This window comes from Enterococcus plantarum (assembly GCF_001730295.1).
GTDB classification, from domain to species: domain Bacteria; phylum Bacillota; class Bacilli; order Lactobacillales; family Enterococcaceae; genus Enterococcus_L; species Enterococcus_L plantarum.
In genome coordinates this window covers 92,447-116,578 of record NZ_MIKA01000023.1, presented here as the reverse complement: position 1 = coordinate 116,578, position 24,132 = coordinate 92,447, and the positions used below count along the sequence as shown (strand labels likewise).

General features: G+C 34.1%; 17 protein-coding genes. 13 read left to right on the top strand and 4 right to left on the bottom strand.

The features are described 5' to 3' along the window. Together BCR22_RS08780 and BCR22_RS08775 are read left to right on the top strand one after the other, a co-directional pair. Positions 1 to 798 (top strand): MurR/RpiR family transcriptional regulator, encoded by a 798-nt coding sequence (locus BCR22_RS08780; RefSeq protein ID WP_069654556.1) that lies wholly within the window; start codon positions 1 to 3, stop codon positions 796 to 798. 14 nt (positions 799 to 812) lie between these two features. Next, positions 813 to 2,084 carry a glycoside hydrolase family 125 protein gene (locus tag BCR22_RS08775; RefSeq protein ID WP_069654555.1) on the top strand — a complete coding sequence of 424 codons (1,272 nt, stop codon included), beginning with the start codon at positions 813 to 815 and terminating at the stop codon, positions 2,082 to 2,084. Between the two features lie 192 nt (positions 2,085 to 2,276). Here the strand turns inward: BCR22_RS08775 and BCR22_RS08770 are convergent, their stop codons facing one another. The 3 genes from BCR22_RS08770 to BCR22_RS08760 form a co-directional block, all read right to left on the bottom strand. Further along, entirely contained in the window at positions 2,277 to 2,711 is a 435-nt protein-coding gene (locus BCR22_RS08770) for a universal stress protein (protein ID WP_069654554.1), read from the bottom strand. A 219-nt stretch (positions 2,712 to 2,930) separates the two neighbouring features. Further along, positions 2,931 to 4,205 (bottom strand): murein hydrolase activator EnvC family protein, encoded by a 1,275-nt coding sequence (locus BCR22_RS08765; RefSeq protein WP_069654553.1) that lies wholly within the window; start codon positions 4,203 to 4,205, stop codon positions 2,931 to 2,933. A gap of 265 nt (positions 4,206 to 4,470) precedes the next feature. Next, positions 4,471 to 5,262, bottom strand: coding sequence for a helix-turn-helix domain-containing protein (locus BCR22_RS08760; protein ID WP_069654552.1), 792 nt, complete (start codon positions 5,260 to 5,262; stop codon positions 4,471 to 4,473). A 349-nt stretch (positions 5,263 to 5,611) separates the two neighbouring features. On the opposite strand from BCR22_RS08760, the gene BCR22_RS08755 reads away from it, so the two are divergent. The 4 genes from BCR22_RS08755 to BCR22_RS08740 all read left to right on the top strand — a co-directional run bounded on the left by BCR22_RS08755 (position 5,612) and on the right by BCR22_RS08740 (position 10,998). Further along, on the top strand, positions 5,612 to 6,175 hold the full coding sequence (locus tag BCR22_RS08755; RefSeq protein WP_069654551.1) for a hypothetical protein: 564 nt from the start codon (positions 5,612 to 5,614) through the stop codon (positions 6,173 to 6,175). A gap of 185 nt (positions 6,176 to 6,360) precedes the next feature. Then, entirely contained in the window at positions 6,361 to 8,427 is a 2,067-nt protein-coding gene (locus BCR22_RS08750; protein ID WP_069654550.1) for a heavy metal translocating P-type ATPase, read from the top strand. Between the two features lie 120 nt (positions 8,428 to 8,547). Then, a complete protein-coding gene (locus tag BCR22_RS08745; RefSeq protein WP_069654549.1) occupies positions 8,548 to 10,026 on the top strand; it encodes an AcpB/EbpR/MafR family transcriptional regulator in 1,479 nt (492 codons plus the stop codon). 60 nt (positions 10,027 to 10,086) lie between these two features. Continuing rightward, the gene (locus BCR22_RS08740; protein WP_069654548.1) at positions 10,087 to 10,998 is read left to right on the top strand and encodes an aldo/keto reductase; all 912 of its coding nucleotides are present in this window, start codon (positions 10,087 to 10,089) and stop codon (positions 10,996 to 10,998) included. A 136-nt stretch (positions 10,999 to 11,134) separates the two neighbouring features. Here the strand turns inward: BCR22_RS08740 and BCR22_RS08735 are convergent, their stop codons facing one another. Beyond that, positions 11,135 to 12,025 (bottom strand): helix-turn-helix domain-containing protein, encoded by an 891-nt coding sequence (locus BCR22_RS08735; protein WP_069654547.1) that lies wholly within the window; start codon positions 12,023 to 12,025, stop codon positions 11,135 to 11,137. Positions 12,026 to 12,763: 738 nt separating this feature from the next. Here BCR22_RS08735 and BCR22_RS08730 point away from each other — a divergent pair. From BCR22_RS08730 to BCR22_RS08700, 7 genes are all read left to right on the top strand, one after another. Continuing rightward, positions 12,764 to 13,138, top strand: coding sequence for a hypothetical protein (locus BCR22_RS08730; RefSeq protein WP_069654546.1), 375 nt, complete (start codon positions 12,764 to 12,766; stop codon positions 13,136 to 13,138). A 378-nt stretch (positions 13,139 to 13,516) separates the two neighbouring features. Beyond that, positions 13,517 to 17,170 carry a VaFE repeat-containing surface-anchored protein gene (locus BCR22_RS08725; RefSeq protein ID WP_069654545.1) on the top strand — a complete coding sequence of 1,218 codons (3,654 nt, stop codon included), beginning with the start codon at positions 13,517 to 13,519 and terminating at the stop codon, positions 17,168 to 17,170. A gap of 660 nt (positions 17,171 to 17,830) precedes the next feature. Then, complete coding sequence (polA, locus tag BCR22_RS08720; protein ID WP_069654544.1) at positions 17,831 to 20,476, top strand: DNA polymerase I; 2,646 nt, start codon at positions 17,831 to 17,833, stop codon at positions 20,474 to 20,476. A gap of 98 nt (positions 20,477 to 20,574) precedes the next feature. Next, a complete protein-coding gene (mutM, locus tag BCR22_RS08715; protein WP_069654543.1) occupies positions 20,575 to 21,411 on the top strand; it encodes a DNA-formamidopyrimidine glycosylase in 837 nt (278 codons plus the stop codon). Between the two features lie 3 nt (positions 21,412 to 21,414). Continuing rightward, a complete protein-coding gene (gene coaE, locus BCR22_RS08710; protein WP_141706555.1) occupies positions 21,415 to 22,011 on the top strand; it encodes a dephospho-CoA kinase in 597 nt (198 codons plus the stop codon). 250 nt (positions 22,012 to 22,261) lie between these two features. After that, positions 22,262 to 23,491: a nucleotide sugar dehydrogenase gene (locus BCR22_RS08705; RefSeq protein ID WP_069654542.1), complete on the top strand. Its 1,230-nt coding sequence runs from the start codon at positions 22,262 to 22,264 to the stop codon at positions 23,489 to 23,491. A gap of 46 nt (positions 23,492 to 23,537) precedes the next feature. Further along, positions 23,538 to 24,098 (top strand): pectate lyase-like adhesive domain-containing protein, encoded by a 561-nt coding sequence (locus BCR22_RS08700; RefSeq protein ID WP_069654541.1) that lies wholly within the window; start codon positions 23,538 to 23,540, stop codon positions 24,096 to 24,098. The last annotated feature ends 34 nt before the right edge of the window (positions 24,099 to 24,132 follow it).

Sequence of the window (24,132 nt, the reverse complement as noted above, 5' to 3'; positions counted from 1 at the left end):
ATGGAAAGTTACATTGAACTAATCATACAGGCAAACCAAAAGAAGTTTACGGACGTGGAACGAGTGATTGCAGAGTATTTTCTTAATGGAAATAAAGAATTAGGAATTCAAGCGTTAGCAAAGAAGCTTAGCGTGTCTAATTCGTCGATTACTCGTTTTTGTAAAAAAATTGGTTTAGCAAACTACAAAGAACTGATTTATTTATATAAATATTCCAATAAAGGAGCAAAAAAACAAAGCGATTCAAGCATCAGTTATGTAAATCTAAATTATTCGTTGTTATTGAATGATATTATCGAGAAACTGGACAAAGAAGAAGTTAAAAAAACAGCATTAATGATTGATGGGGGACGAATCATTCATTTTTGGGGAACTGGTTACAATGCTTTTTGCGGAGAAGATTTTCAATTTAAATTTTCAAGACTCGGCAAAATTATCAATGTAATCAAAGACGAGCACTCGATTGCGATGATGGCTCATGGCGTACAACAAGGAGATCTTGTATTAGTATCCTCAATTTCGGGTGACAATCAAACGGTTCAAGAAGCAGTAAAAATTGTATTTGAAAAAAAAGCTAAAGTGATTGTCATTACTGCAAACGAAAAAAGTTCCTATCAAGCATTTTCCGATGCTTTTTGCTTAACTAGTTCTATGGGAAAAAAAGATATGGGGAGTATATCACCTCAAATTCCCGTATTAACAGTGATTGACATTCTGTATACAGAAATTTTGGCAATGTATCATGAAGACACAATAAAATCTTGGATCAAGTCAGAAGTAATCTTAAAAGGAAAGTAAAAAGGGGAATCAGCATGAGTGCAAACTATTCAAAATCAGTAATCGAAAAGATAAAAAAAGAAGTTGCTGAGCGATCAGCTAACCCTAGATGGAGTGAAGTATTTTCAAATTGTTTTGATAATACATTAGAAACAACAGTCAGGAGAACAGTTGACGATATATTTGTGATTACTGGTGATATTCCAGCGATGTGGCTTCGAGATTCATCTGCTCAAATCAAACCCTACTTAGCTGTGGCAAATGAAGATGAAGGAATCAAACAACTTATTCGTAGTTTAGTCGATCGCCAAGTCAAGTGCATATTGATCGATCCTTATGCCAATGCGTTTAATGAAACTGAAAATGGTCATTGCTATCATCAAGATATCACAGAAATGAATGGCTGGATTTGGGAACGAAAATATGAAGTGGATTCTTTATGTTATCCAGTCGAATTAGCTTATTTACTATGGAAAAAAACAGGCGAAACTGGTCATTTCACGAATGACTTTAAGCATGCTCTTGAAACAATCATTGGTGTTTTTAGAACCGAACAACAACATGAAAATTCGATGTATCGCTTTGAGCGTTTTGGTGAAAGACCGGAAGATACGCTTTCAAATAACGGGTTAGGTGAACCTTGTAACTATACAGGCATGACTTGGTCTGGATTTCGTCCCAGTGATGACAGTTGTACATATAATTATTTAATTCCAGCTAATATGTTTGCGGTTGTCATTTTAGGCTACATGGAAGCAATTTCTAATGAGATTTACAATGACAATCTACTTGCTGAAAAGGCAAATCGGCTGAAAAAAGACATCGATCAAGGCATCTCTCAATGGGGAATCGTTGAACATAATGGACAAAAGGTATATGCCTATGAAGTCGATGGATTAGGCAACTATCTTTTGATGGATGATGCGAATGTACCTAGTTTATTAGCAGCTCCTTATTTAGGCTATTGTGCTCTCGATGACATGATCTATCAAAACACCCGTGCGTTAATTTTGTCTGATGAAAATCCCTATTATTATGAAGGAATCGAGTTGAAAGGTGTGGGAAGTGAGCATACACCAAAAGACTATGTTTGGCCAATTGCCTTATGTATCCAGGGATTAACGACAGATAATCAACTTGAGAAAGCCAAACTGTTGGATACATTAGTCAAAACAGATGCCAATACGAATCATATGCATGAAGGAATTAATGTAAATGATTCAAGTCAGTACACTCGTGAATGGTTTTCATGGGCGAATATGATGTTTTGCGAGTTGCTTTTAGATTACTTAAGAATAAGCAAATAAGAAAAAATAATGAAAAGATTTCTATAGTATTTATTATGGTAGTTTTGACCTTTGTTCCTTTCTCAATCAAAATACGTTGAGTTACGTAGAAATTAAATAATGTAAAAAGGAATAGAGCAGTTTAAAAAGCGTACAGACTACTTTCAACCAGCTGTCTGTACGCTTTTTTATATCTAAACTAAAACCAAGTACTTATTTAACGACCAACACATTACAAGGGGCAAATTGCACAACATAACTCGTTGTAGTACCAAGTTGATGGGACTGAATCATGCCTTTACCCGTAGCCCCGATAATAATCAAATCAATCGCTTGATTGGTGGGAACAACAGATGAAATCATTTCTTTTGGATTGCCGATTTCAACAATCGGTATCACATTATCTAAACCTTGTTCAGTTGCATAATAGATATTTTTTAACAGTTCTTTTTCGATCGCTTCTTTTTCTTCTGCAAGGACTTTTGAATAGGCGTAAGAACTATGACTGATTGCATTTTCGTCAACAACAGATAATAAATATAAGGTAGCATCTTTTTCTTTTGCGATAGCAACACCATGTTGGAGAGCTAACTCTGCATTTTTAGATCCATCAACGGCAACTAAGATGTTTGAGTAGTTATTGATCATTTTAATCAGCACCTTTCTTTATCTATTTTTATTATACCACGTTCGTAGGTAGAGGTTAAACGAATTGATAAGAAGAGAAAATGAATGAGCTGATAATAAAAAGGGTGTGGGACAAAAGAAAAAATCACTTTTGTTTCACACCCTGAATACGAATAAAAGGTAGTAACAGATGCAATCCCTTCCGAAATAAGCTTCTGCCTCTGCTTCTTTGACTGTCTATTATAAACCAAGGAAGGGTGCGGGATTAACAAATCCGCTCCATAATCCTGTCGAAATACTAAAATGTAGATGAACTCCAGTAGAATTTCCGGTTGTTCCCATTCCGCCTAGATTTTGTCCAGCACTAACACTTTGTCCAGCTGATACAGTTAAACTACTCATGTGTAAATAGTATGAATAATAGCCGTTATCGTGTTTGATTACAACATGGTTTCCTGCCATCCCACCATAATTAGCACTGACGACTTCACCTGATCGAGCAGCCATGATCGGCGTACCGCTTGCACCACCAAAATCAATCCCGTCGTGAAAGCTTCCAGAAATTCCAGTAGGATCTTCACGACCTCCAAATCCACTAGTGACCGTTAAATTTGCTACTGGAGCAGACCAACCGCCAGAAGATACTGGTGGAGTAGGAGCTTGTTGACTATTTTCAGGAACGTCGTTATTACTAGTATCCGTTTCAGGAAGACTGACAACTTTTTCTTGTTCAGCCGTTTGAGTAGGAGCTGCTTGTTTTACTTTCGCTTGTTTTTCAGCAATTGCTTTCGCTTCTGCTTCTTTTTTCTTTTCTTCAGCAATTGCTTTTAATTGAGCTTCTTTTCTTTTGATAGCCTCTTCTTTTTGTTTGACAAACTTATCTTTTTCAGCTTTTTCGCTGGCTAGACTTGCGGCAATTTCGTTGATTTTAACATTCTGTTCAAGTTTGGCTTCTGCCAAGGCTGCTTCTTTTTCTTCAAGTTCTGCGGTCTTTTTCTCAAGAGTTTTTAAGGTTTCTGTTAGTGAAATCTTTAATGTATCAAGTTCTTTTTTGTCCTGTTTTTGAGCAGTTAAAATATCATTATTTGCAGTGACTAATGTATTGACAGCTAACGCTTTTGAAATAGCATCTGAGATCGATTCAGCACTTAATAATACTGTCAACATCGATTCTTGTTCATGATTCGTTTGAGTCGTTCTAGCTTGAGCTTGCAACTGTTGATTTCTTTTTTTGATTTTAGTTTCTAAATTAGCAATATCTTTATTTAGTTTGTTCATTTCTTTTTCATGTTTTTGTTTTTCAGAGAGCACTTTTTGATACTCTGTTTCAATTATTGTGATCTCATTTTCTAGAGAAGACAAGTATTCTTTGGCATCTTTTTCATTTTTTATGATATCTTCAATTTTCTTTGTTTGATTTTCGATTTTTTGATCGATATCATCTGCTAATACGGTCATTGGTGCAGTACTTACCAATAACATAAATGAAAGTGTAACCAGTAATTTTTTCTTCAAGTGGCCTTCCTCGCTTTATATTAATCAGTTTAGAGCAATGGCTTTTCTAAAAAAAGTCATCGTCATTGTTCTTCAATAAGACAAAATTAAGTATACCATAATCGCTGAACAATAATACTGTCTTGAGGGGAAGATTAATAGAAATTGGTGAATTTTAAACTCTAGAAATAAAGGGATCATCTAATTGTAATAAAAGATACTTACTATTAATAAGGAAAAATAGTTGTAACAAATAATCCAATGCTATCCTAATCGTCAAGAAAGATTAAGACTCATTATATTCTGAATAAAATGCGTCTAGTAAAAGGATTAACTCTTTTTTTGTTTGTTCGTATTTTTTCTTCAGCGTTTGCTCTGATAGGGAATTATCATCATATCGTACTTTTGGTAACGGAGTATCTCTATAGGCTATGTTATTAGTAAGTATGTCAGAAAGCATAATAAAAATTTGAGAGACGGTTAAGAATTTTTCACTTTTTTCAGTATGCTTTAACAGATCAAATATCAGAAATATAACGGAGGCGTTGATTTCTCTTTGGCTAGAATCATGTAATAATTCTTCGATCATAGGTAAAAAGTCGGATCTATAACGATCATTTCGTTCAATTCTATAGGTCGTAGAATCTTCAGCTATCAGTAGCGTATTTTGTTCAGAAACTTGTGATTGATAACTGGTTTCAAATAAATCTGGAAACAACTCATTTGCCGTAGTTAGAATTTTCAAATCTTGAGAATAAGTGATCTTTTGCTTTTTCAGTACTTGGACTAACTCTCTAAATTGCGTCTCATCAAGGTTTCTCCTTAAATTTGCTTCTTTCAGTAACTTCTGTACATACTCTGTAAATGCTCCATAGCGAATCCAATCAGCGGTTGTATTTCCAAGTATAGCTATTTTTTCTAACCTATCTGCTTTGGGCAGGTTATTTCCTTTTTCCCAATTGTTCACTGTACTTGCACTAGAATTTCCAATCAGATTAGAAAAAAGAGCCATTGAATAGTTATGGTGTTTCCTAATGGATTTAATTCTGTCGCCAGCTTCTTTTAAATTTATTTCCAAAATAATACCTCCTTAAATTAAAAGCTAATTAAACTCATTTAGTGTTTAAACACTTTTTCTTCTACTATATCATTAATTTCAGAATAGGTGTACCGTTTTTTTTTCATTTTGTTCTTGTAATGACTGTTGTATCATGTTATATTATTTGTACCGAAATACATACATTTTGTTTGGTTCTTGGTATTTTGAAGTGTACATTGTTTTTAGTTGACTATAGGGTTACTTTTAAGTGAGTGTTTCTACTTTCAGCGATAGAAAAATAGACTAGATACAATGTACTTATTTCTTTTAGAGAGTCAAATGAAAAAATGCCGAAAATTATTCATTATTTTGAGGAGGATAAGAAAAAATGAAAAAAATACCTAGTGTTGAGGAACAAAAAAATGATCTTTTATATCAATTTTTAGAAAGACTGAATAAAGAGATTCCCCATCAAGAGAACAATCAGAAAATAGAAGATAGTTGCGTACATCAGTATAGGTTGTTGGTTAACATGTCTTTTAGCGCAAATATCTTATATAAAGGGGTAGATTATGCCAGTCAGGTCTACAATCATGTTGTTAAAATCGAATATAAACGACTTTGTAAAATGATTATAAAACAAGGGTTTGAAAGAGAAGTAACTGAAGCATTGCTAAGAAAATTAAAGAAGGTTCAAAATGAACTATTCATACATTCCCCCCTTAACAAAGCTTCTGAAGGGATCGATATATTTTATGGATTTACTGGCGGAAATCGAAAAAAGTACAAAGCGAACCGAAAAGCAATCAAACGAATGTACAGTGAAATAAAGGAAAAATCAAAGAAAAGTAGTTATCGATACTTCAAGGATTCATATAATAGGAGGCGAAATAAGCTAAAAGAGAAAAAAGCTTACGCACTTTGGTTGCTAAAAAGTTATACGTGGCATTGAATAAGATCGCTTATAGACAATATACGCAAAGAAACAATATTTCCATGTATTAAGTAACTTTATTTTTCCCAAAAGAGTTGTTGTGCTATGCTTTAAATAAAGAGATTACTTTTTTTTCATAAAGAATTGTTCAAAAACCAGATTCCTGTAAAAGCAAATCTTAAATAGAGAAAGAAGGATATTTAATGAATAGCAGTGAAAAAAAACATACAGAGAACCCCACACACAAAATGCATAAAATGGATCATAACTCAATGATGGCTCATGAGCAGATGTCTGGTATGGGTCATTCCATGCATATGGGAAATTTCAAACAAAAATTTTGGCTCTCGCTGATTCTTGCCATTCCAATTATTTTTCTATCCCCAATGATGGGTGTTGATTTACCTTTTCAATTTACATTTCCAGGTTCAGAATGGTTGGTCTTAGGACTGGCTTCTATCTTATTCTTTTATGGTGGAGAACCATTTTTAAGTGGCGCTAAAATGGAGCTGAAGCAAAAGAGTCCAGCGATGATGACGCTGATTGCAATGGGGATTTCAGTGTCTTATTTTTATAGTGTTTATGCATTTGTGATGAATAAATTGATGCCGCAGAATCACGTGATGGATTTTTTCTGGGAACTAGCTACTTTGATTGTTATTATGCTTTTAGGACATTGGATCGAGATGAATGCTATTTCCAATGCTAGCGATGCAGTACAGAAAATGGCGGAGCTATTGCCAGATCAAGTGAAACGACTAAATAAAGACGGCAGTGAAGAAGTCGTACCCTTACAGGATGTTAGAGCAAATGATCACTTGGTTGTTCGGTCAGGGGATAAAATACCTGCGGACGGCATAATCATTAAAGGGAGTACTACAGTTGATGAATCAATGGTAACAGGTGAATCCAAAACGGTTGAAAAGACTGAAAAAGACAAAGTAATAGGTGGTGCTGTTAACGGTAGTGGAACGATAGAAATAAGCGTCACAGGAACGGGTGAGACAGGATATCTTTCTAAAGTTATGGATATGGTCAAAAAGGCCCAGACTGAGAAATCAAAATTAGAATCTATCTCCGATCGAGTTGCTAAATGGCTATTTTATATAGCTCTTGGAGCGGGGATATTAGCATTTGTTACCTGGTTTATTGTTGATAAAGATGTCAGTATTGCATTCGAACGAATGGTCACTGTTTTTATTATTGCCTGCCCGCATGCTTTAGGATTAGCGATTCCTTTAGTTATAGCACGGTCTACTTCGATTGCTGCCAAGCATGGCTTGTTATTAAAAAATCGAAATGCATTAGAACAAGCAAACGATATGCAATATATTATGTTAGACAAAACAGGTACTTTGACCGAAGGAAAATTCACTGTTACGGGAATTGAAATGACTACAAATGAGCTTACTCAAAAAGAAGCATTAAAAATGATAGGGGCTCTAGAAAATAATGCGAATCATCCCTTAGCAATTGGTATCATGAATTATCTAAAAGAAAAAGAAATTTCTCCGTATCAAGCAGAAAATCTTCAAAGTATTTCTGGGATTGGGCTCATTGGTAGTGTAAATGGAAAAGTAATTAAAATCGTCAATGAAAAAGAGGTCGAACGCTTGCATCTTTCTTTTGACCGCTCATTGAAACAAAGCTATCAAGAACAGGGAAATACATTAAGCTACTTAATCATCGAAGATCAATTAGTTGCCATGATTGCACTAGGTGATGTCGTAAAACCAGATGCTAAACAATTCATCTCTGATATAAAAGCACAAGGAGTTAGTCCCGTGATGTTGACAGGTGATAATAAAATAGCTGCTGAATCAGTTGCTCATTACTTAGGAGTCGAGGAATTTCATAGTGAATTATTGCCTGAAGAGAAAGAAAAGATCATTCAAACGTACGTGAACGAAGATAAAAAAGTCATGATGGTTGGCGATGGCATCAATGATGCACCAAGTTTAGTCAGAGCAACAATCGGTGTTGCTATCGGCGCCGGTACAGATGTCGCAATAGATTCAGCAGACGTAGTTTTGACCGATAGTGATCCAAAAGATATTCTTCGTTTTCTAGATTTAGCGAAACAAACACGACGTAAAATGATTCAAAATCTTTGGTGGGGAGCAGGCTATAACATCATTGCAATCCCACTTGCAGCAGGAGTTCTAGCACCCTGGGGAATCATACTGAATCCTGCTGTCGGAGCGATTTTAATGTCTCTAAGTACTGTGATTGTTGCAGCAAATGCCGTGACATTACGTATTCAAAATTAAAGAAATAAAAAATAAAAAATGAAAAGTAATGAATAGTGCGTATACTTTATATGCCTATTCATTATTTTTTTTTTGTTCAATTGATATAATGAGTGTTTATTTTTAATGTGGAGGGTTGAAATGGAATATAAAGAGATACTTGATTTTGAATCAAGCAAGCTGCTTAAGTTGTTTAATTTACTAAAATCAACGAATAATAATCGTTCATTAGAAAAACTTTCAGCTGAATTAGGGATTAATACGAAGACGATTATCAGATCTATGAAAAAAATAAATACGCTTTTTAAACAGTATCAGTTAGAAGAACATTTAGCGATTTGCAATGAATCAAAGAATCAAATTTATTTAAAAAGAGACAACGATATATATGTTGAATATTTTTTAGTACAGTATTTCAGCGATTTACCAGAAGTTACTTTTTTAAAAGCGATTATTGAAGAAGAAGATATTCAAGCAAAACAGCTGGCTGAAAATTTGTTGATCAGTGAATCGAGTATGAGAAGACGAGTAAAAAAAATTAACGAATGGATCAAAAAATTTGATATTTATTTAAAACGTGGCACCTATGAACTTGTTGGAGAGGAGGAACAAATTCGTGCTTTTATCTTGCAGTTTTACTGGTTTACATACCAAGGAACAGAAAGTAAATTCTTACTATTGAAAAAAGAAAGAAACAAACGATTAACAAATCAGTTTATTCAATTTTTTCAGATGCAAATCAATGATATACAGAAAGAAACACTATTTCGAATCATCCAGATTGCTGGGTGGCGTTATCAGAAAGGAAAAAAAATTTGGATAAAAGAGGAGTGGAAACAGTATATAGAGAATAGTTTGATTTTCTCTAAGTTTGTAACCGTTATGAAAGTAGACGAAGTTGCTCTAAACTGGGATTTTGAAGAGCTATCTTATCTCTATTTAATTATTCAAGCCCATTTTTTACCCTATTTTGGGGCCAGCATGCAAGCGTATATCATTGAAGAGCATTATTTGAAGAAAACAAGTTGTTTTTCAAATACGTTGGTTGCAACGAACAAATTAAAAAAAGTTTTTTGGGATACAAAATTCTGTCATTCGATAGCAAGTGTTGTAGCCTTTTTAGGATTCCATTTATATTATGAGTTGGTTTCAGGTTTTAAATTTGAAAAAAATCAATCAGGAAGAACTTTGCAAGAGAATTATCCAGGCTTTATGGAAAAGCTGGAGGTAGGATTATGTGAGTTGATTCAAGAAAATTCAATTTATCAACGAATACCGAAAGATGCGTTAACTTATCGTTACTTCATGATTTTAAGTTCACTTATTTCACCAGTTTATAGTGAGAAAAGAATTTATATTTGTTTGCTAACGGACTTACCACTTGAAAAAGAAATAGAACTTGGTCAACGGATCAGTACCTTTTTTAGAGGCAAGTTTAATCTAGTTGTAGCTTACGCTAGAACATCGAATGCTATTTCATATGCTGATATTATTTTGACTAACGTCATTTATCAATCCTTAAATTCGAAAAAAGCCCAGATGGTTTTGCTCGTGGAACCATATTTTTCAGAAAAAGTAATTTTCCAAATTGAAAAAATTATTAAAAAAGTTGTAAAATGAAGCCCTTTCATCATTTTATGTTAAACTATAAACGTGAATACAATTTTAGGAGGTCTTTCAGTGAAAAAAATTCAATTTGGGACAAGCGATTTACAAGTAGCATCCGTTATTCTTGGTTGCATGAGAATGAACGGAAGTGAGAACCCCACGGAAATTATTGAAACAGCCTATGAGCATGGCATTGACTTTTTTGATCATGCAGACATTTATGGCGGCGGCGAATGTGAAACCATTTTTGGTAAAGCATTGAAAGAAACATCGATCAAAAGAGAAGATATCATCATCCAGACGAAATGTGGTATTCGCAAAGGAATGTTTGATTTTTCAAAAGAGCATATTGTTTCATCTGTTGAAGGAAGTTTAAAACGTCTAGGTGTTGATTATGTAGATGCTTTATTACTTCACCGCCCAGATACACTTGTTGAACCTGAAGAGGTAGCGGCAGCTTTTGATCAGCTTGAATCACAAGGAAAAGTAAACCATTTTGGTGTTAGTAATCAAAAGCCCATGCAAATCGAATTGTTGAAAAAAACAGTGAAACAGCCACTCTTAGCAAATCAGCTGCAATTTGGGATCAAACATACTGGTATGGTTGACCAAGGAATTCATGTAAATATGATGGATGATGCAAGTATTGAGCGAGATGGAAGCATTTTAGATTACTCTCGTTTAAATGACATGACTATCCAGGCCTGGTCTCCTTATCAATATGGTTTCTTTGAAGGTGCATTTATTGGAAATGCCAAATTTTCAGAATTAAATACAGCGTTAGATCAAATTGCGGAACGTCACAATTGTACGTCAACTGGTTTGGCTACTGCATGGATTTTAAGACATCCAGCGAAAATGCAAGTGATCGCAGGGAGTATGAATAAAGAACGAATCAAAGAGATTGCAAAAGCATCTACTATTGAATTAAGTAGAGAAGAATGGTATGAAATTTATTGTGCGGCTGGGAATATTCTACCTTAGTCTACACATTATTGGTAAGATGAATTAGTAGGGAAAAAAGTTTATTTGTGTCTACTAAATAATATCAGACGTCCATTCTGAGTGCATAGAATGGACGTCTTTTTACATAGTAAAATAATTATGAAATTATAACACTTTAAGGAATTGAAGCGGTATGCTGAATTAGTAATTTTATTTGTTTTTCAATTTTATCAACAGTTTGATAATCTTCGACTTCTTTCATGTAATCTTTTAGTATAAATAATTTTGAGAGATAATAGTTATTTGTAGTTAATTTATAATTTAGAGTATGTGTATTACAGTGCAAAAATACTAAATAATGATGATTAGGAAAGCAATCTAAAAAGTCTCTCGTTATTCCCAATAGATGTTTGACAAAATTATAATCTTCATTTTCCAATGCAACAGAGGTAACAGTATAAAGCGTTAGATGGAGTTTCTGTTGATAAATAAGTTTGGTATCTGGCCGATTCATTATATTCTTGATCTGTTTAACGATTTTTAGGCTAGCGGTTTTCATTATATCGTACGTTAAATAGCTACACATATCTGAAAATAAAGTTAAATCTAAAATAGAAAAAAAACTTAATTTTGTGATGTATGAGTTTAAAATATTTAAATCGTGAAGGTTAATTTTCTCGCTATTTTCAAAATCTAATTGTTCCATTTTTTGTTTATATAGTAAGTAGTGATGAAAGTTTTGCATATTCTTTTGTTTATTCTGCTCCAAATAAGAATAAAGTTCTACTCCTTCGCTTTCTTGGAAGGTCTCGATAGTTAAATCAAATAACTTCTTTCGAGAAAATATTGGAGGGTTCATCTCTTTTTTGAAAAATAAAAAATCTTCAAAACTAATATTTAGCCGCTCAAGTAGTTCTAAGAGAACATGGAACTGTATGCTGGTTTGATTGCGCTCGATTCTAGAGTATGTATGTCTTGAAATGATACCTTGACAACATTCTTTTTGATTTAATCTTCTTAGCTTTCGTAATTTCTTTAAAGTTTCTCCATCCGTTAATGACTGCATCTTATTATTCTCCTTTATTATAGATTACAAGAAAAGATTGTAAATGACCCATTAAAAAAAATTAATGTTAGTTGTTCATTAATTGCTCTAATTTATAGAATTTTTCAATTTTATTAGTTAATTTATCTAAAAAAAGCTCTTTTCTCGTCAGCTAGTGGTAATTCTGGTCTTGTGAAACTATAATTAAAAGGTAAGAAAACACAAATAGAAAAATAATAAAGAAAGTGGCTAAATAGCTTAATTTGTATTAGTAATTTAATTTAAATTGCCAAATTGATAGACAAAAAATTAAAAAATGGTTGTTTTATTTTTAAAATCATGGTAATTTTAAGTGGTATTGAAGTTTAAGAAGAAGAAGCTAATATAAAAAAATAGAGATGCACTAGTATCACTCTCCGGGTTTCTCAGGCCCAGGTCAGCATAATACTAGTCCACCATAAGACAGCTTTGGACTGTTTTACGTGGAATGCACCCCTGTAGCTTACTGAAGCAAGCCACAATCTAGAGTATAGCAAAGTTTTTACATTATTAACAGAGTAAAATAGAAGTAAATTTTATTTTTTTCTGTGTATAGTAAGAATTAAATTCCGTTTTGTTCATACTTGTTTTTTGTTTGTGTGTTTATTTAGGCTAGGGCGCGTTACACTAAAAATAGTGGCGTGCCCTAGCCTTTTTGGGTTAGCTTCTTCTTTTTAACCTTTACTGTCATTTTAATAAATAGAAAGTGGGGGTTGCATTATGGGAAGAAAAGATACAGTAAAAATAGCAAAGGAAGATATTCTGACCTACGCAAAATATGTCAAGTTGTTTAATCGTTCAGAAGATTGGTATATCAAGAAAAAGGAAAAAAGTATAGAACGACGTATCATGTATTTTGAAGAAGGACAACTAGGGAAACAGTATAAAGGATTTGATTCAGTTGATTTAAAGGATATTTATCAAGAAATTCAGTTGGTATTTGACCATAAGAAGACAATGATTGGCAAAAGACCACATCGAGGCGCGGCATTGAAGTTCACGGGCAGGGGTGAGGCCTATAAAGAAATTTGTCAGCGGTTAGCTTATAATCAAAAATTGAAAATACATGGAAAAACATATCGATTCAACCAATAATAATAACATTAAAATATCCGGTGGGTCCACCGCTTTCGTTATCAGTACAGCTTAGGGCGAAAGATTAGAACCGAAAAAGGTATTGCTGTATCATTGAGAGACTTTTTTAAGTATTCCACTCTCATAGAGTTTGAAGTTACGATTGCTATAAACTTCACGTTTGGACACGAGTTTTATGAAAAAAGTGTATTTGTGCTGCAAAAGTTAAAGAATTATTTTGATGACAAACGAACAATAATGGAATAAAGCTTGAGCAAGACGACTATTAATGTCGTCTTTTTTTGTACCCAAAAAGGAGGAATAGCGATGACTATCCGTTCACCACCTGTTTGAGAGAGTAATCAAAATAACAGAAAATGATTCAGTGAGGGGAAAACAATGAAACTAAAACTAAAAAAAATAATGACCTACTTGGCTCTTTTATTTACCTTAACATCGAATTTTTTGCCTATGTTACAACCAGTTGTTGCATATGCAGAAAATGAGACTTCTGTAAGTGAAAAAATTGAACAGCGACCAAATGTAGAAACAGTAGAATCAAGAGAGAATGAACCGTTAGAAAATAGTTCGGAAGATAGTTCGGAAGATAGTTCAGCGTCGTTTGATCAATCGACGGATTCTTCTGTAGAATTAGAAACAGACAATATAGAAATTGAGAATGAAAATAAAATGACAAAAGAATCAACAGATCAGCGTTCAGCGAAAGAGTTGGCTTCGAGAATAGACCCATATGATGTACAGGGGTTGAGCGATGAGGAAATAATTTCATTAGCACAGTATATGTACGGTGATTACGTAAATTCAAATCCAACAGCAAAAATATATGTAACAAATGATAAAGGTAACGTAATCGATATTCCGTTTTATCAAACGTATGCAGTCGGTTCAATGGAATTAATACCAATGAATTATTCAGTTCGATTAGGTGATACGTGGCTTATCAAAGTTTCAAAAATAGAAAAATTTAGAATTGATGGAAAAATAGCTTATTGTGTACAGCCCGGTGTTCCATTTAATGAAGGAGAGGGCTACGTTCCACATCCATCTGTTGGCTTTATTTCTGAATCTCAAAAAAAACTAGTCAATAGTATTGTTAATTTTGGCTCTAATGGAGCGGATTCTAACGAATTTTATATTGCTACCCAATTTTATGTTTGGGAATCTTTAGGATATACCGTTCAAAGTGATTTAACTAATTATGCAGCATATAAAGCTCAAATTGATGCAAATGCAAACAATCATCGAACAAAACCATCATTTGATGGACAAGAATTTACAATCATTGCTGGTGAAACGCTAGAAATCAATGATAGTAGAGGAGTATTTACGCACTATCGTGAAGTAAATAACGGAACAAATACAAGTATCAGTAAGCAAGGGAATACATTAAGAATCACTCCTTCAGCAGTTTCGAACAATGGAGAGATTAACTTTCAAAGAGATGCTCCCAATTCTGGTGCTCAGTACTTCTGGGTTATGGAAGGAAAACAAACGATGGTAACAGCTGGTGAGTTAGAATCAACTCAAGCCAAAATACGCGTAAATATTATCAAAACTGGTTCTATAGCTGCTCGCAAGATAGACGAAGAAGGACTTCCATTAACAGATGCTACATTCAGGTTTGAGCATTCGGGAATTGTTGAAGAGCGCGTGACTGATCAAGATGGAATTGCTCGACTTGATGATATCTTAATGGGAACAGAAGTAACGATAACTGAAATTAAAGCACCAGATGGTAGAGTTATCGATAGTACACCGCAAAAAGCAATAGTAGAGGTTAATCAATTGATCACCAAACAATTCATTAACCGTTGGGCACGTCAGCCAATCAAACTGATCAAACGAGAAAAAGATGCCAATAGACCGTTAAAAGGAGTTCCGTTTGCATTATACAAAGTTACAGGTGTAACTAAAGTTCAAATTGATGAGTTTAAAACTGATGAAAACGGCGAAATTAATATTGAAAGCTTAATCTATAATAAAGATGGATATATCTTTAAAGAACTAGAACCGCTACATGGATTTTTACCAAATGAAAATGATTATGCTTTCAAAGTAACGCCAGAAAATGATGGTCAGCTATTGATTGTAGATGTAGATAACGAGCCGAAACATCCAATTATCAATACCACAGCAACAGGCAAAAACGGTGAAAAATTTGTTGATCCAACAAAAGAACTCGAGTTGGAAGATACGATACAGTACAAATGGCTTTTTACTGGTAGAACCTATCTTTATGCAACAAGAATTATCGATCAAGCAACGGCTGAAGTATTAGAAACGTTCACAGGTTCATTTATTCCGCTTGCATATGAAGGCTCTCATGTAGTCAAGGTAAAGGTTGATGGACATAAATACCGCGGCAGATCACTTGTATTTTATGAGTATATCTATGATACTGTCAGCAAAAAAGAAGTCGCAAAACATGAAGAAATCAATGACTCTGGCCAAACAATCAAAGTCAATGATCCAAAAATTGAAACCAAAGCACAAGGAGAGGATGGTTGCCAATTATTTAATCCACTGAAAAAAGTAACGGTAAACGAAACTGTAACTTTTACTGATTTAGTTGCAGGTCACAAATATACAACAACCGTTCAAGGATATAAATTGAGCGATGAAACAGCCTATGAGAATGCCTCTTTAACAAAAACATTTATCGCGACTAATCCAAATATGGAAATGACTTTTGAATTTGAATTGGATGGAAAAGAACTTCAAGGAAACGGCATCGTCTTTACAGAAAGACTTTTCTACGAAAGCGAAGAGATGGCAATCCATTTAGACTTATCAAATGAAGAACAAACGGTTCAATTCACTGACCCGAAAATCGTGACTAAAGCACAAGGCAAAAATGAGCTGCAACTGTTTGATCCTCATGCAAAAGTACCGGTGAAAGAAACAGCTGTATTAACTGATTTAATTATTGGTGACGAATACAAAGTAACGGTTCAAGGCTATCGTTTATCGACAGGCAAGCCTTATGAAAAAGTAAAAGAGGAATTGGTATTTACGGCAACTGAAACGGAAATGGAACAATCCTTTGATTTTATTCTTGACGGGAAAGATTTAGCTGGTGACAGTATTGTCTTTACTGAAACTTTATTATTCAACAAGGAGACAATCGCTGAGCATAAGGATTTATCCAACAAAAAGCAAACGATTACCTTTACTGATCCTAAAATCAAAACGAAAGCTTTTGGTGACGAACAAAATCAAATGCTCGATCCACTACAAAAAGTATCAGTAAAAGAAACAGCTCAAATCAAAGACTTGATTATTGGCAATGAATATACTGTTGTAGTTCAAGGGCATCGTTTATCTACAGGAGAAGTTTATGAAAAAGTTCATGAAGAATATACATTTACTGCAGATAAAAAAGAAAAAACAGTTGAATTCGACTTTATGCTAGAAGGTAGAGAATTACGCGGTGATGGCATTGTCTTTACTGAAACGCTAAGTCATGATACTGAAATTATTGCCACCCATGACGATCTAAATAATAAAGACCAAACCGTTCATTTTAATGATCCTACTATTACTACAATTGCTCAAGGTTTGTATGGTGAAAAAATCTTCGAAGCAGCTTCTGAAGTAATTATCATAGAATCAGCTAAAATCACTGGTCTAGTTATAGGAAATCAATATACAGTGAAAGTAACCGCGCATCGCCTGTCAGATGGTTCGATCATTAATGGTATAGGTGATCAAAAAAACTTTATTGCTGAAAAAACTGAGATGACTATGCAATTCGAATTTAAAGTTGACGGAAAGCAATTTTCCAATGATGGCATCGTATTTACAGAAACACTAGAAACAAAAAATGAGATTATTGGCAAACATTTCGATTTGAAAAATGAACAACAAACAGTTCGTTTCAAACCGGTTACGAGCAGTATTGTGCCTGGACCAAAATCTGCTTTTCCAAGTACAGGAGAAAGAGTATCTCAAATCATTCTTTGGCTAGGTCTGTTTATAATCGTATTTTCAGGTGTAATTTGGTTGAATTTTAAGCAAAATAAATTCTACTAAATAGTAAAAGTTCGCACTTCCTTAAAGAAAAACAAATGAAGATTGAAACAAAATCAATTTTTTTCAACTCTTCTAAACGAGTACATTAACTCTTTGCATCTTATCAGGACAAAACGATTGTGAGCCGCTTCATCTGCTCTTACTGTTTCTTCGGATTTGTTGAGGTTAAGAGGTGAACTCTTAGTATTGTGTTCCAGCATCATAATAAAATAGATACAATGCTTCTTAATGATGATCCCCAAATAAATGAATACCTTCTATAAGTCAATACACTAAAAATCAACATTTGTTATTTGGATAGAAAAGTAGAAGTGTACAATAATGTATCTAAGCTTCAAAATGGTCTTAGGAAGGTTTAGATGTTTAGCTAATATAAACTGAAAATCAATTATCATCCTGAAAAAAATTACATTTTGACAATTATTCGTTCACACAATATTCACAATTTCCTTGTACTATAAAAACATAAAAGAAAGACAATTGTTAAAGGCAATCAATTTCATTTGTGTGAACTCCTATTGATCCGCTCTGAGTGTGCAGAGCGGGTCTTATTTGTTTTCAATGAAGCTTTGCGAACTTTAGTTCCTTCCTACTGCAAAGTTGACGGATTTTTGTTAGAATAAGAAGGAAACCAGTTTGCTGAAGATGAGGAGAAAAAAGATGACAAAAAAGAAATTACTATTAGTTGATGGAAACAGTGTAGCCTTTCGAGCGTTTTTTGCTTTACACAATTCCTTAGAACGTTTTAAAAATAAAAATGGGTTACACACAAATGCTGTCTATGCGTTTAACAATATGTTTGAAAACGTTATGACCAAAGAAAATCCAACACATGTATTAGTCGCTTTCGATGCAGGAAAAACAACCTTTAGAACCGAATTTTACCCCGAATACAAAGCAGGCCGTTCGAAAACACCAGGAGAATTTAAAGAACAAATGCCTTACATTCGTGAATTACTGACTGGTTTAGGTGTTAAATATTATGAGTTAGATAATTATGAAGCAGATGATATCATTGGAACGCTTGCTACTAAAGTTCCAAAAGACGAATTTGATGTTGTTGTGTTGTCTGGAGATCGAGATTTAACACAATTAGCGACAGACTCTGTCAAAGTGGATATTACGATCAAAGGTGTTAGTGATCTAGAATCCTATACACCTGAACACGTAGCTGAAAAATACGATGGTTTAACGCCAAATCAAATCATTGACATGAAAGGTCTAGCCGGAGATACTTCAGATAATATCCCTGGGGTAACAAAAATTGGTGAGAAGACCGCAATCAAATTATTGAAAGAATTTGGTTCAGTCGAAGGTGTGTACGAAAATATCGACAGCTTGAAGCAAAGCAAGATGAAAGAAAATTTAATCAACGATAAAGAACAAGCCTTTCTGTCCAAACGCCTAGCAACGATCAATGTAGACTCTCCAGTTGAAATCGAGATTGATGAACTTAAATATGAAGGAAAAGACTTAGAAAAATTGATTCCTTTTTATAAAGAAATGGAATTCAAACAAATGCTAAGCAAATTGAATGTTGAAGAAGAAGTAGTTGAGCTAGAAGATGTTCACTTTGATGTGGTAGATACATTCACAGAAGAAATGTTTACCGATGATATGGCCTTATACGTTGAAATGTTGGAAGATAATTACCATACTTCACCGATCGTAGGTGTTGCGTGGGGAACCAAGAAAAAAGTTTACACAACAAACAGTTTAGAACTGTTTGAAAGCAAACCATTTGTTGAGTGGTTGTTATCAGAAAAACATAAAAAAATAGTGTACGATGCAAAACGCACCTATGTGTCTCTTAACCGATATGTTGGGAAACCTCAAGGCATTACGTTTGATGTCTTATTAGCTGCTTATTTATTAGATACAAATGATAACAACGCAGATATTGAGGGTGTAGCGCAGCACTATGGGTATACAGATATCCATTCTGATGAATCCGTTTATGGAAAAGGAGCGAAAAAAGGCTTGCCAGAAGATGATGAAGCTTTTTTCAGCCATCTTGCACGAAAAGTCAATGCCATTCATTTTCTATCTGAAAAACTAGATGCAGAATTAGTAGAAAAGAATCAAGCAGATCTATTCTATAAAATGGAATTACCACTTTCGAAAATTTTAGGCGATATGGAAATTACAGGTATTCGTGTGGATGCGAATCGATTAAAAGAAATGCGAATTGAATTTTCAGATCGATTACGTGAAATCGAACAAAAAATATATGCGGAAGCTGGCGAAGAGTTCAATTTGAATTCGCCAAAACAATTAGGCGTGATTTTATTTGAAAAAATGGGATTACCTGTTATTAAAAAAACAAAGACGGGCTATTCAACTGCTGTGGACGTATTAGAGCAATTGAAAGAACAAGCTCCGATCGTAGAAGACATTTTAGTTTACCGTCAAATTGCCAAAATTCAATCGACCTATGTTGAAGGATTGCTAAAAGTGATTCAGCCAGACGATAAAATTCATACACGATATGTGCAAACATTGACTCAAACGGGTCGTCTAAGCTCAGTGGATCCTAACTTACAAAATATTCCGATTCGTTTAGAAGAAGGACGGAAAATCCGTCAAGCCTTTGTGCCAAGAGAAAAAGACTGGATGATTTTTTCTTCAGATTACTCTCAAATTGAGTTACGTGTTTTAGCTCATATTTCAGATGATCAACATTTGAAAGAAGCATTTATTGAAGGCCAAGATATCCACTCAAGCACAGCCATGCGTGTATTTGGTATTGAAAAACCTGAAGATGTGACACCGAATATGCGTCGTCAAGCAAAAGCTGTAAATTTTGGGATTGTTTATGGTATCAGTGATTATGGTTTGTCACAAAACTTGGGCATTACTAGAAAACAAGCGCAAGAATATATTGATACTTATTTTGAGAAATATCCTGGGGTTAAAAAATACATGGAAGATATCGTTCGTGATGCAAAAGATAAAGGATTTGTAGAAACACTTTACAACCGCCGCCGTTATTTGCCAGATATCAATTCACGTAATTTTAATCTGCGCTCTTTTGCGGAACGAACTGCAATCAATACACCAATCCAAGGAAGTGCTGCAGATATTTTGAAAATAGCGATGATCAACATGCAAGCACGGCTAAAGGAAGAAAACATGCAAGCAACAATGTTACTACAAGTACATGATGAACTTGTTTTTGAAGTGCCAGAATCTGAATTAGAAAAACTAAACGCATTAGTTAAAGATGTAATGGAAAATGCTGTTGCTTTACATGTACCATTGCTGACAGACAGCAGTTGGGGCAAAACTTGGTATGAAGCAAAATAATGAACTAAAATAATCAAAGAAAAGACTGGGCAAACGAAAAAGTTTAAAAAACTTTGATGTGTTCGTTTCGGTCTTTTTCTTCTAAGGAGAGAAGGAAATTGCCTGAATTACCTGAAGTTGAAACAGTCAGAAAAGGGTTAGAAAAATTAGTTGTTGGAAAGACGATCGATGAAGTGACGATTTTATGGCCAAGAATCATCGAGTCACCAGAATCAGAAGTTTTTGCGAACCAGTTGATGGGTCAAAAAATAGAAAAAATGGAACGTCGCGGTAAATTCTTGATTTTTAAGTTAACAAACTACGATCTGATTTCTCATCTACGAATGGAAGGGAAATATGAAACACATAAACCAGAAGAAGAGCGGACCAAGCATACGCATGTGATTTTCACTTTTACCGATGGGAGTGAATTACGCTATCTGGATGTTCGGAAATTTGGTCGTATGGTCCTATTACCAAAGGATCAAGGGCAAAATTACAAAGGGATTTTAGCATTGGGACCTGAACCGATTCCATCTGAATTTAGTTTGTCAGAATTTCGAACAGGGTTAAAAAAACATCATAAAGCAATTAAACCGTTACTGTTGGATCAGCGTTTGGTAACAGGATTAGGCAATATCTATGTGGATGAAGCGTTATGGGAAGCAAAAATTCATCCCGAACAACCCGCAAACACACTAAAGCCAAAAGAAGTCGAACAATTATATTATGCAATTATTGATGTTCTAGGCCGTGCAGTTGAAGCAGGTGGAACAACGATTCGGACTTATTTAAATGCCTTAGGAGAAGCTGGAACATTTCAAATTTCACTAAACGTTTACGGTCAAACAGAGAAACCTTGTCCAAGATGTACAACACCTATAAAAAAAATCAAAGTGGCGCAACGGGGTACACATTTTTGTCCAAAGTGTCAAACATTGAAAGTGAGGAATTAACCAATGGGCATGGTGTTAGGACTGACAGGTGGTATTGCAACGGGGAAAAGTACGGTTGTATCTGTATTTAGGAGTCTGAATTTTCCGATTGTCGATGCCGATATCATTGCGCGGGAAATCGTTGAAGTTGGGAAGCCAGCACTAAAAAAAGTAGTGGCTGTTTTTGGTTCAGAAATCTTGAATAGAGAAGGGGCATTAAATCGAAAAAAATTAGGTGAGATTATTTTTTCTGATGAAAAAAGAAGAAAAAAGCTTAATGAAGTACTCTCACCATTTTTGAAAGAAGCAATTTTAACTGAGATTAATGACAAAAAAGATCAAGCACCATTAGTTATTGTGGATATCCCGTTATTGTATGAAGGCGGTTATGATGTGTTTGTCGATAAAGTAGCTGTGGTGTATGTACCAGAAGAAATTCAGCTAGTTCGTTTGATGAAACGTGATAATTTATCCGAAGAGCAAGCGCAACTACGAATCGATAGTCAATTACCTATAGAGGAAAAAAAACAAAAAGCAAATATCATATTCGATAATCAAAACAGTATTCTAGAGACAAAAAATAACGTACAAAAATGGGTGACGAAAAATATTTTTGGATAAAATAATGTAATTTATTTTTTGTTTTTTTATGTTATTTTAAAAATAATGAAAAACAAGATGAAAATAACGCATAATAAACAATGTTTATTACGCGTTATTTTCTTTTAAACCTATTGTTGAACTGTAAAACGGACATTTTTATACATATAATAAAATAACATTTTTGTTGGTAGTAGCATAGACAATTGTGCTGACTGTGTGTTATCTTTTGTGAGTGAAAAGATTGCAGAAAAGGATTGTGGAAAGTGAAATGAAAAAAGAAGTAGTAGTTATTGGGTTAGGGTATGTTGGATTACCAAGTGTCATCAATCATGTAAAAAAAAGACATAAAGTAATTGGATTTGATGTTGATAAACGAAAAGTGGACATGCTGAATAAGGGAATAAGTCCTCTTGATACAGTATCAAACGAAACGGTTCAAATGCTACAAGAAAAAGGAACGATTTTTACGTATGATGCGCAACAGATCGTCGCAAAAGATGTTTACATTATTGACGTGCCAACACCAATTGATAAAAATAAAATTCCAGATTTAAGTTATATCAAATCGGCAGTTGATTTGATTAAAAATAAAGTAAAAAAAGGGTCATTGATTATTTTAGAAAGTACAACGTATCCTGGAACGACAGAAGACTACCTCGTTGCAGAGTTTTCAAACCTCGATTACCAGATCGGAGTCGATCTTTTCATCGCCTATTCCCCAGAAAGAATTGATCCAGGAAATACCCAATCCCTTAGTGCAAAGATCCCAAGAATCGTTGCGGGCCATACAGATAAGTGCTTAGCTGAAGTGAAAGAGTTTTTTGGAAGCCATGTGTCATCCGTTCCCAACTTAAAAACAGCTGAACTCGCTAAACTATATGAAAATACATTTAGATTAGTGAATATCGCTTTAGCAGATGAACTTCAAAAAATTTCGGATAACTTAGATATCAAAGTAGGAGAAGTGTTGGAAGCAGCAGCAACTAAACCTTTTGGATTTATGAAATTTACGCCTAATTTAGGTATCGGTGGGCATTGTATTCCTGTAGACCCTTATTATCTGACTTGGCTGATGGCAGATCGGGGAGTTGAAACACCACTAATTGATACAGCTGGAAAAATCAATGATTCAATGCTTGATTATTATTTAGAGAAAATTAACCATCTTGCGTCTAAGAGCAAAAAAGAATTTACAGAGATGATTGTTGCTGTTATTGGTGTAACATACAAGAAAAATGTTGCAGATATTCGAATGTCTTCGGTTATTTCCTTGATAAAAAAATTAAAAGAGAAAAATATAACCGTTGTTGCTTATGATGATGTGATGCATCCGTATAGTGTGTCGACCGATGAAACAATTGTCACATTAGAACCGGATTATCAACAACTGACACAATATGATCTAGTAATTTACGCTGTCGATCACGATATCTATGAAGACAAGAAAAATATTATTATAGATAAGAGCCAATTATTTTATGATTTAACAACAGTTTAATGACTCCATTGATCATGGATTGTTCAAGTAGGAGGTAAGAAAAATAATGAATGATAGTTCAAGAAAAATCAGACGTAAAGAAAAACAACACGTTGAAAAGAATCGCTCAACGCAACTATTAAAAATAGTGCTATTACCATTGTTACTTCTACTTGCGATAATTTTCCTAATTTATGGTAAAAATAAATCAGATGATCTGTTTTTAAATGATACGTCAAATGAGCAAGAAGATTTTGTGGTCGTTAAGGAAAAGAAATACGCTGACATTTATACATGGGAAGAGTTAATAGCGGCTATTTCAAATAAAGAATTGACTGAGATCAATATTAAAAAAGATATTAAATTTCCTCAATCTCAAAAGCAACTGACATTAAATAAATTAACAAAAGTCCGTGAAGAGCAGGTTTTTCGCTATGATGATACCTTAAAAAAAGAGCGAAAGCAGACAATATTGATGGTAAGTGTACTCAAGCGTGATCTCAATAGAAAAGTGTTGATAAGTGGTGAAAAACGAAGCATTGAGTTGGGCAATGTAGAATTAGATTTGCCTAAAGGGTTAGACCTTGAATTCAAAGAGATAAAGTTAATAAGGAGTTATCGTTATTAGACGAAACATATTAGAACCATTGTACAATTGTTTT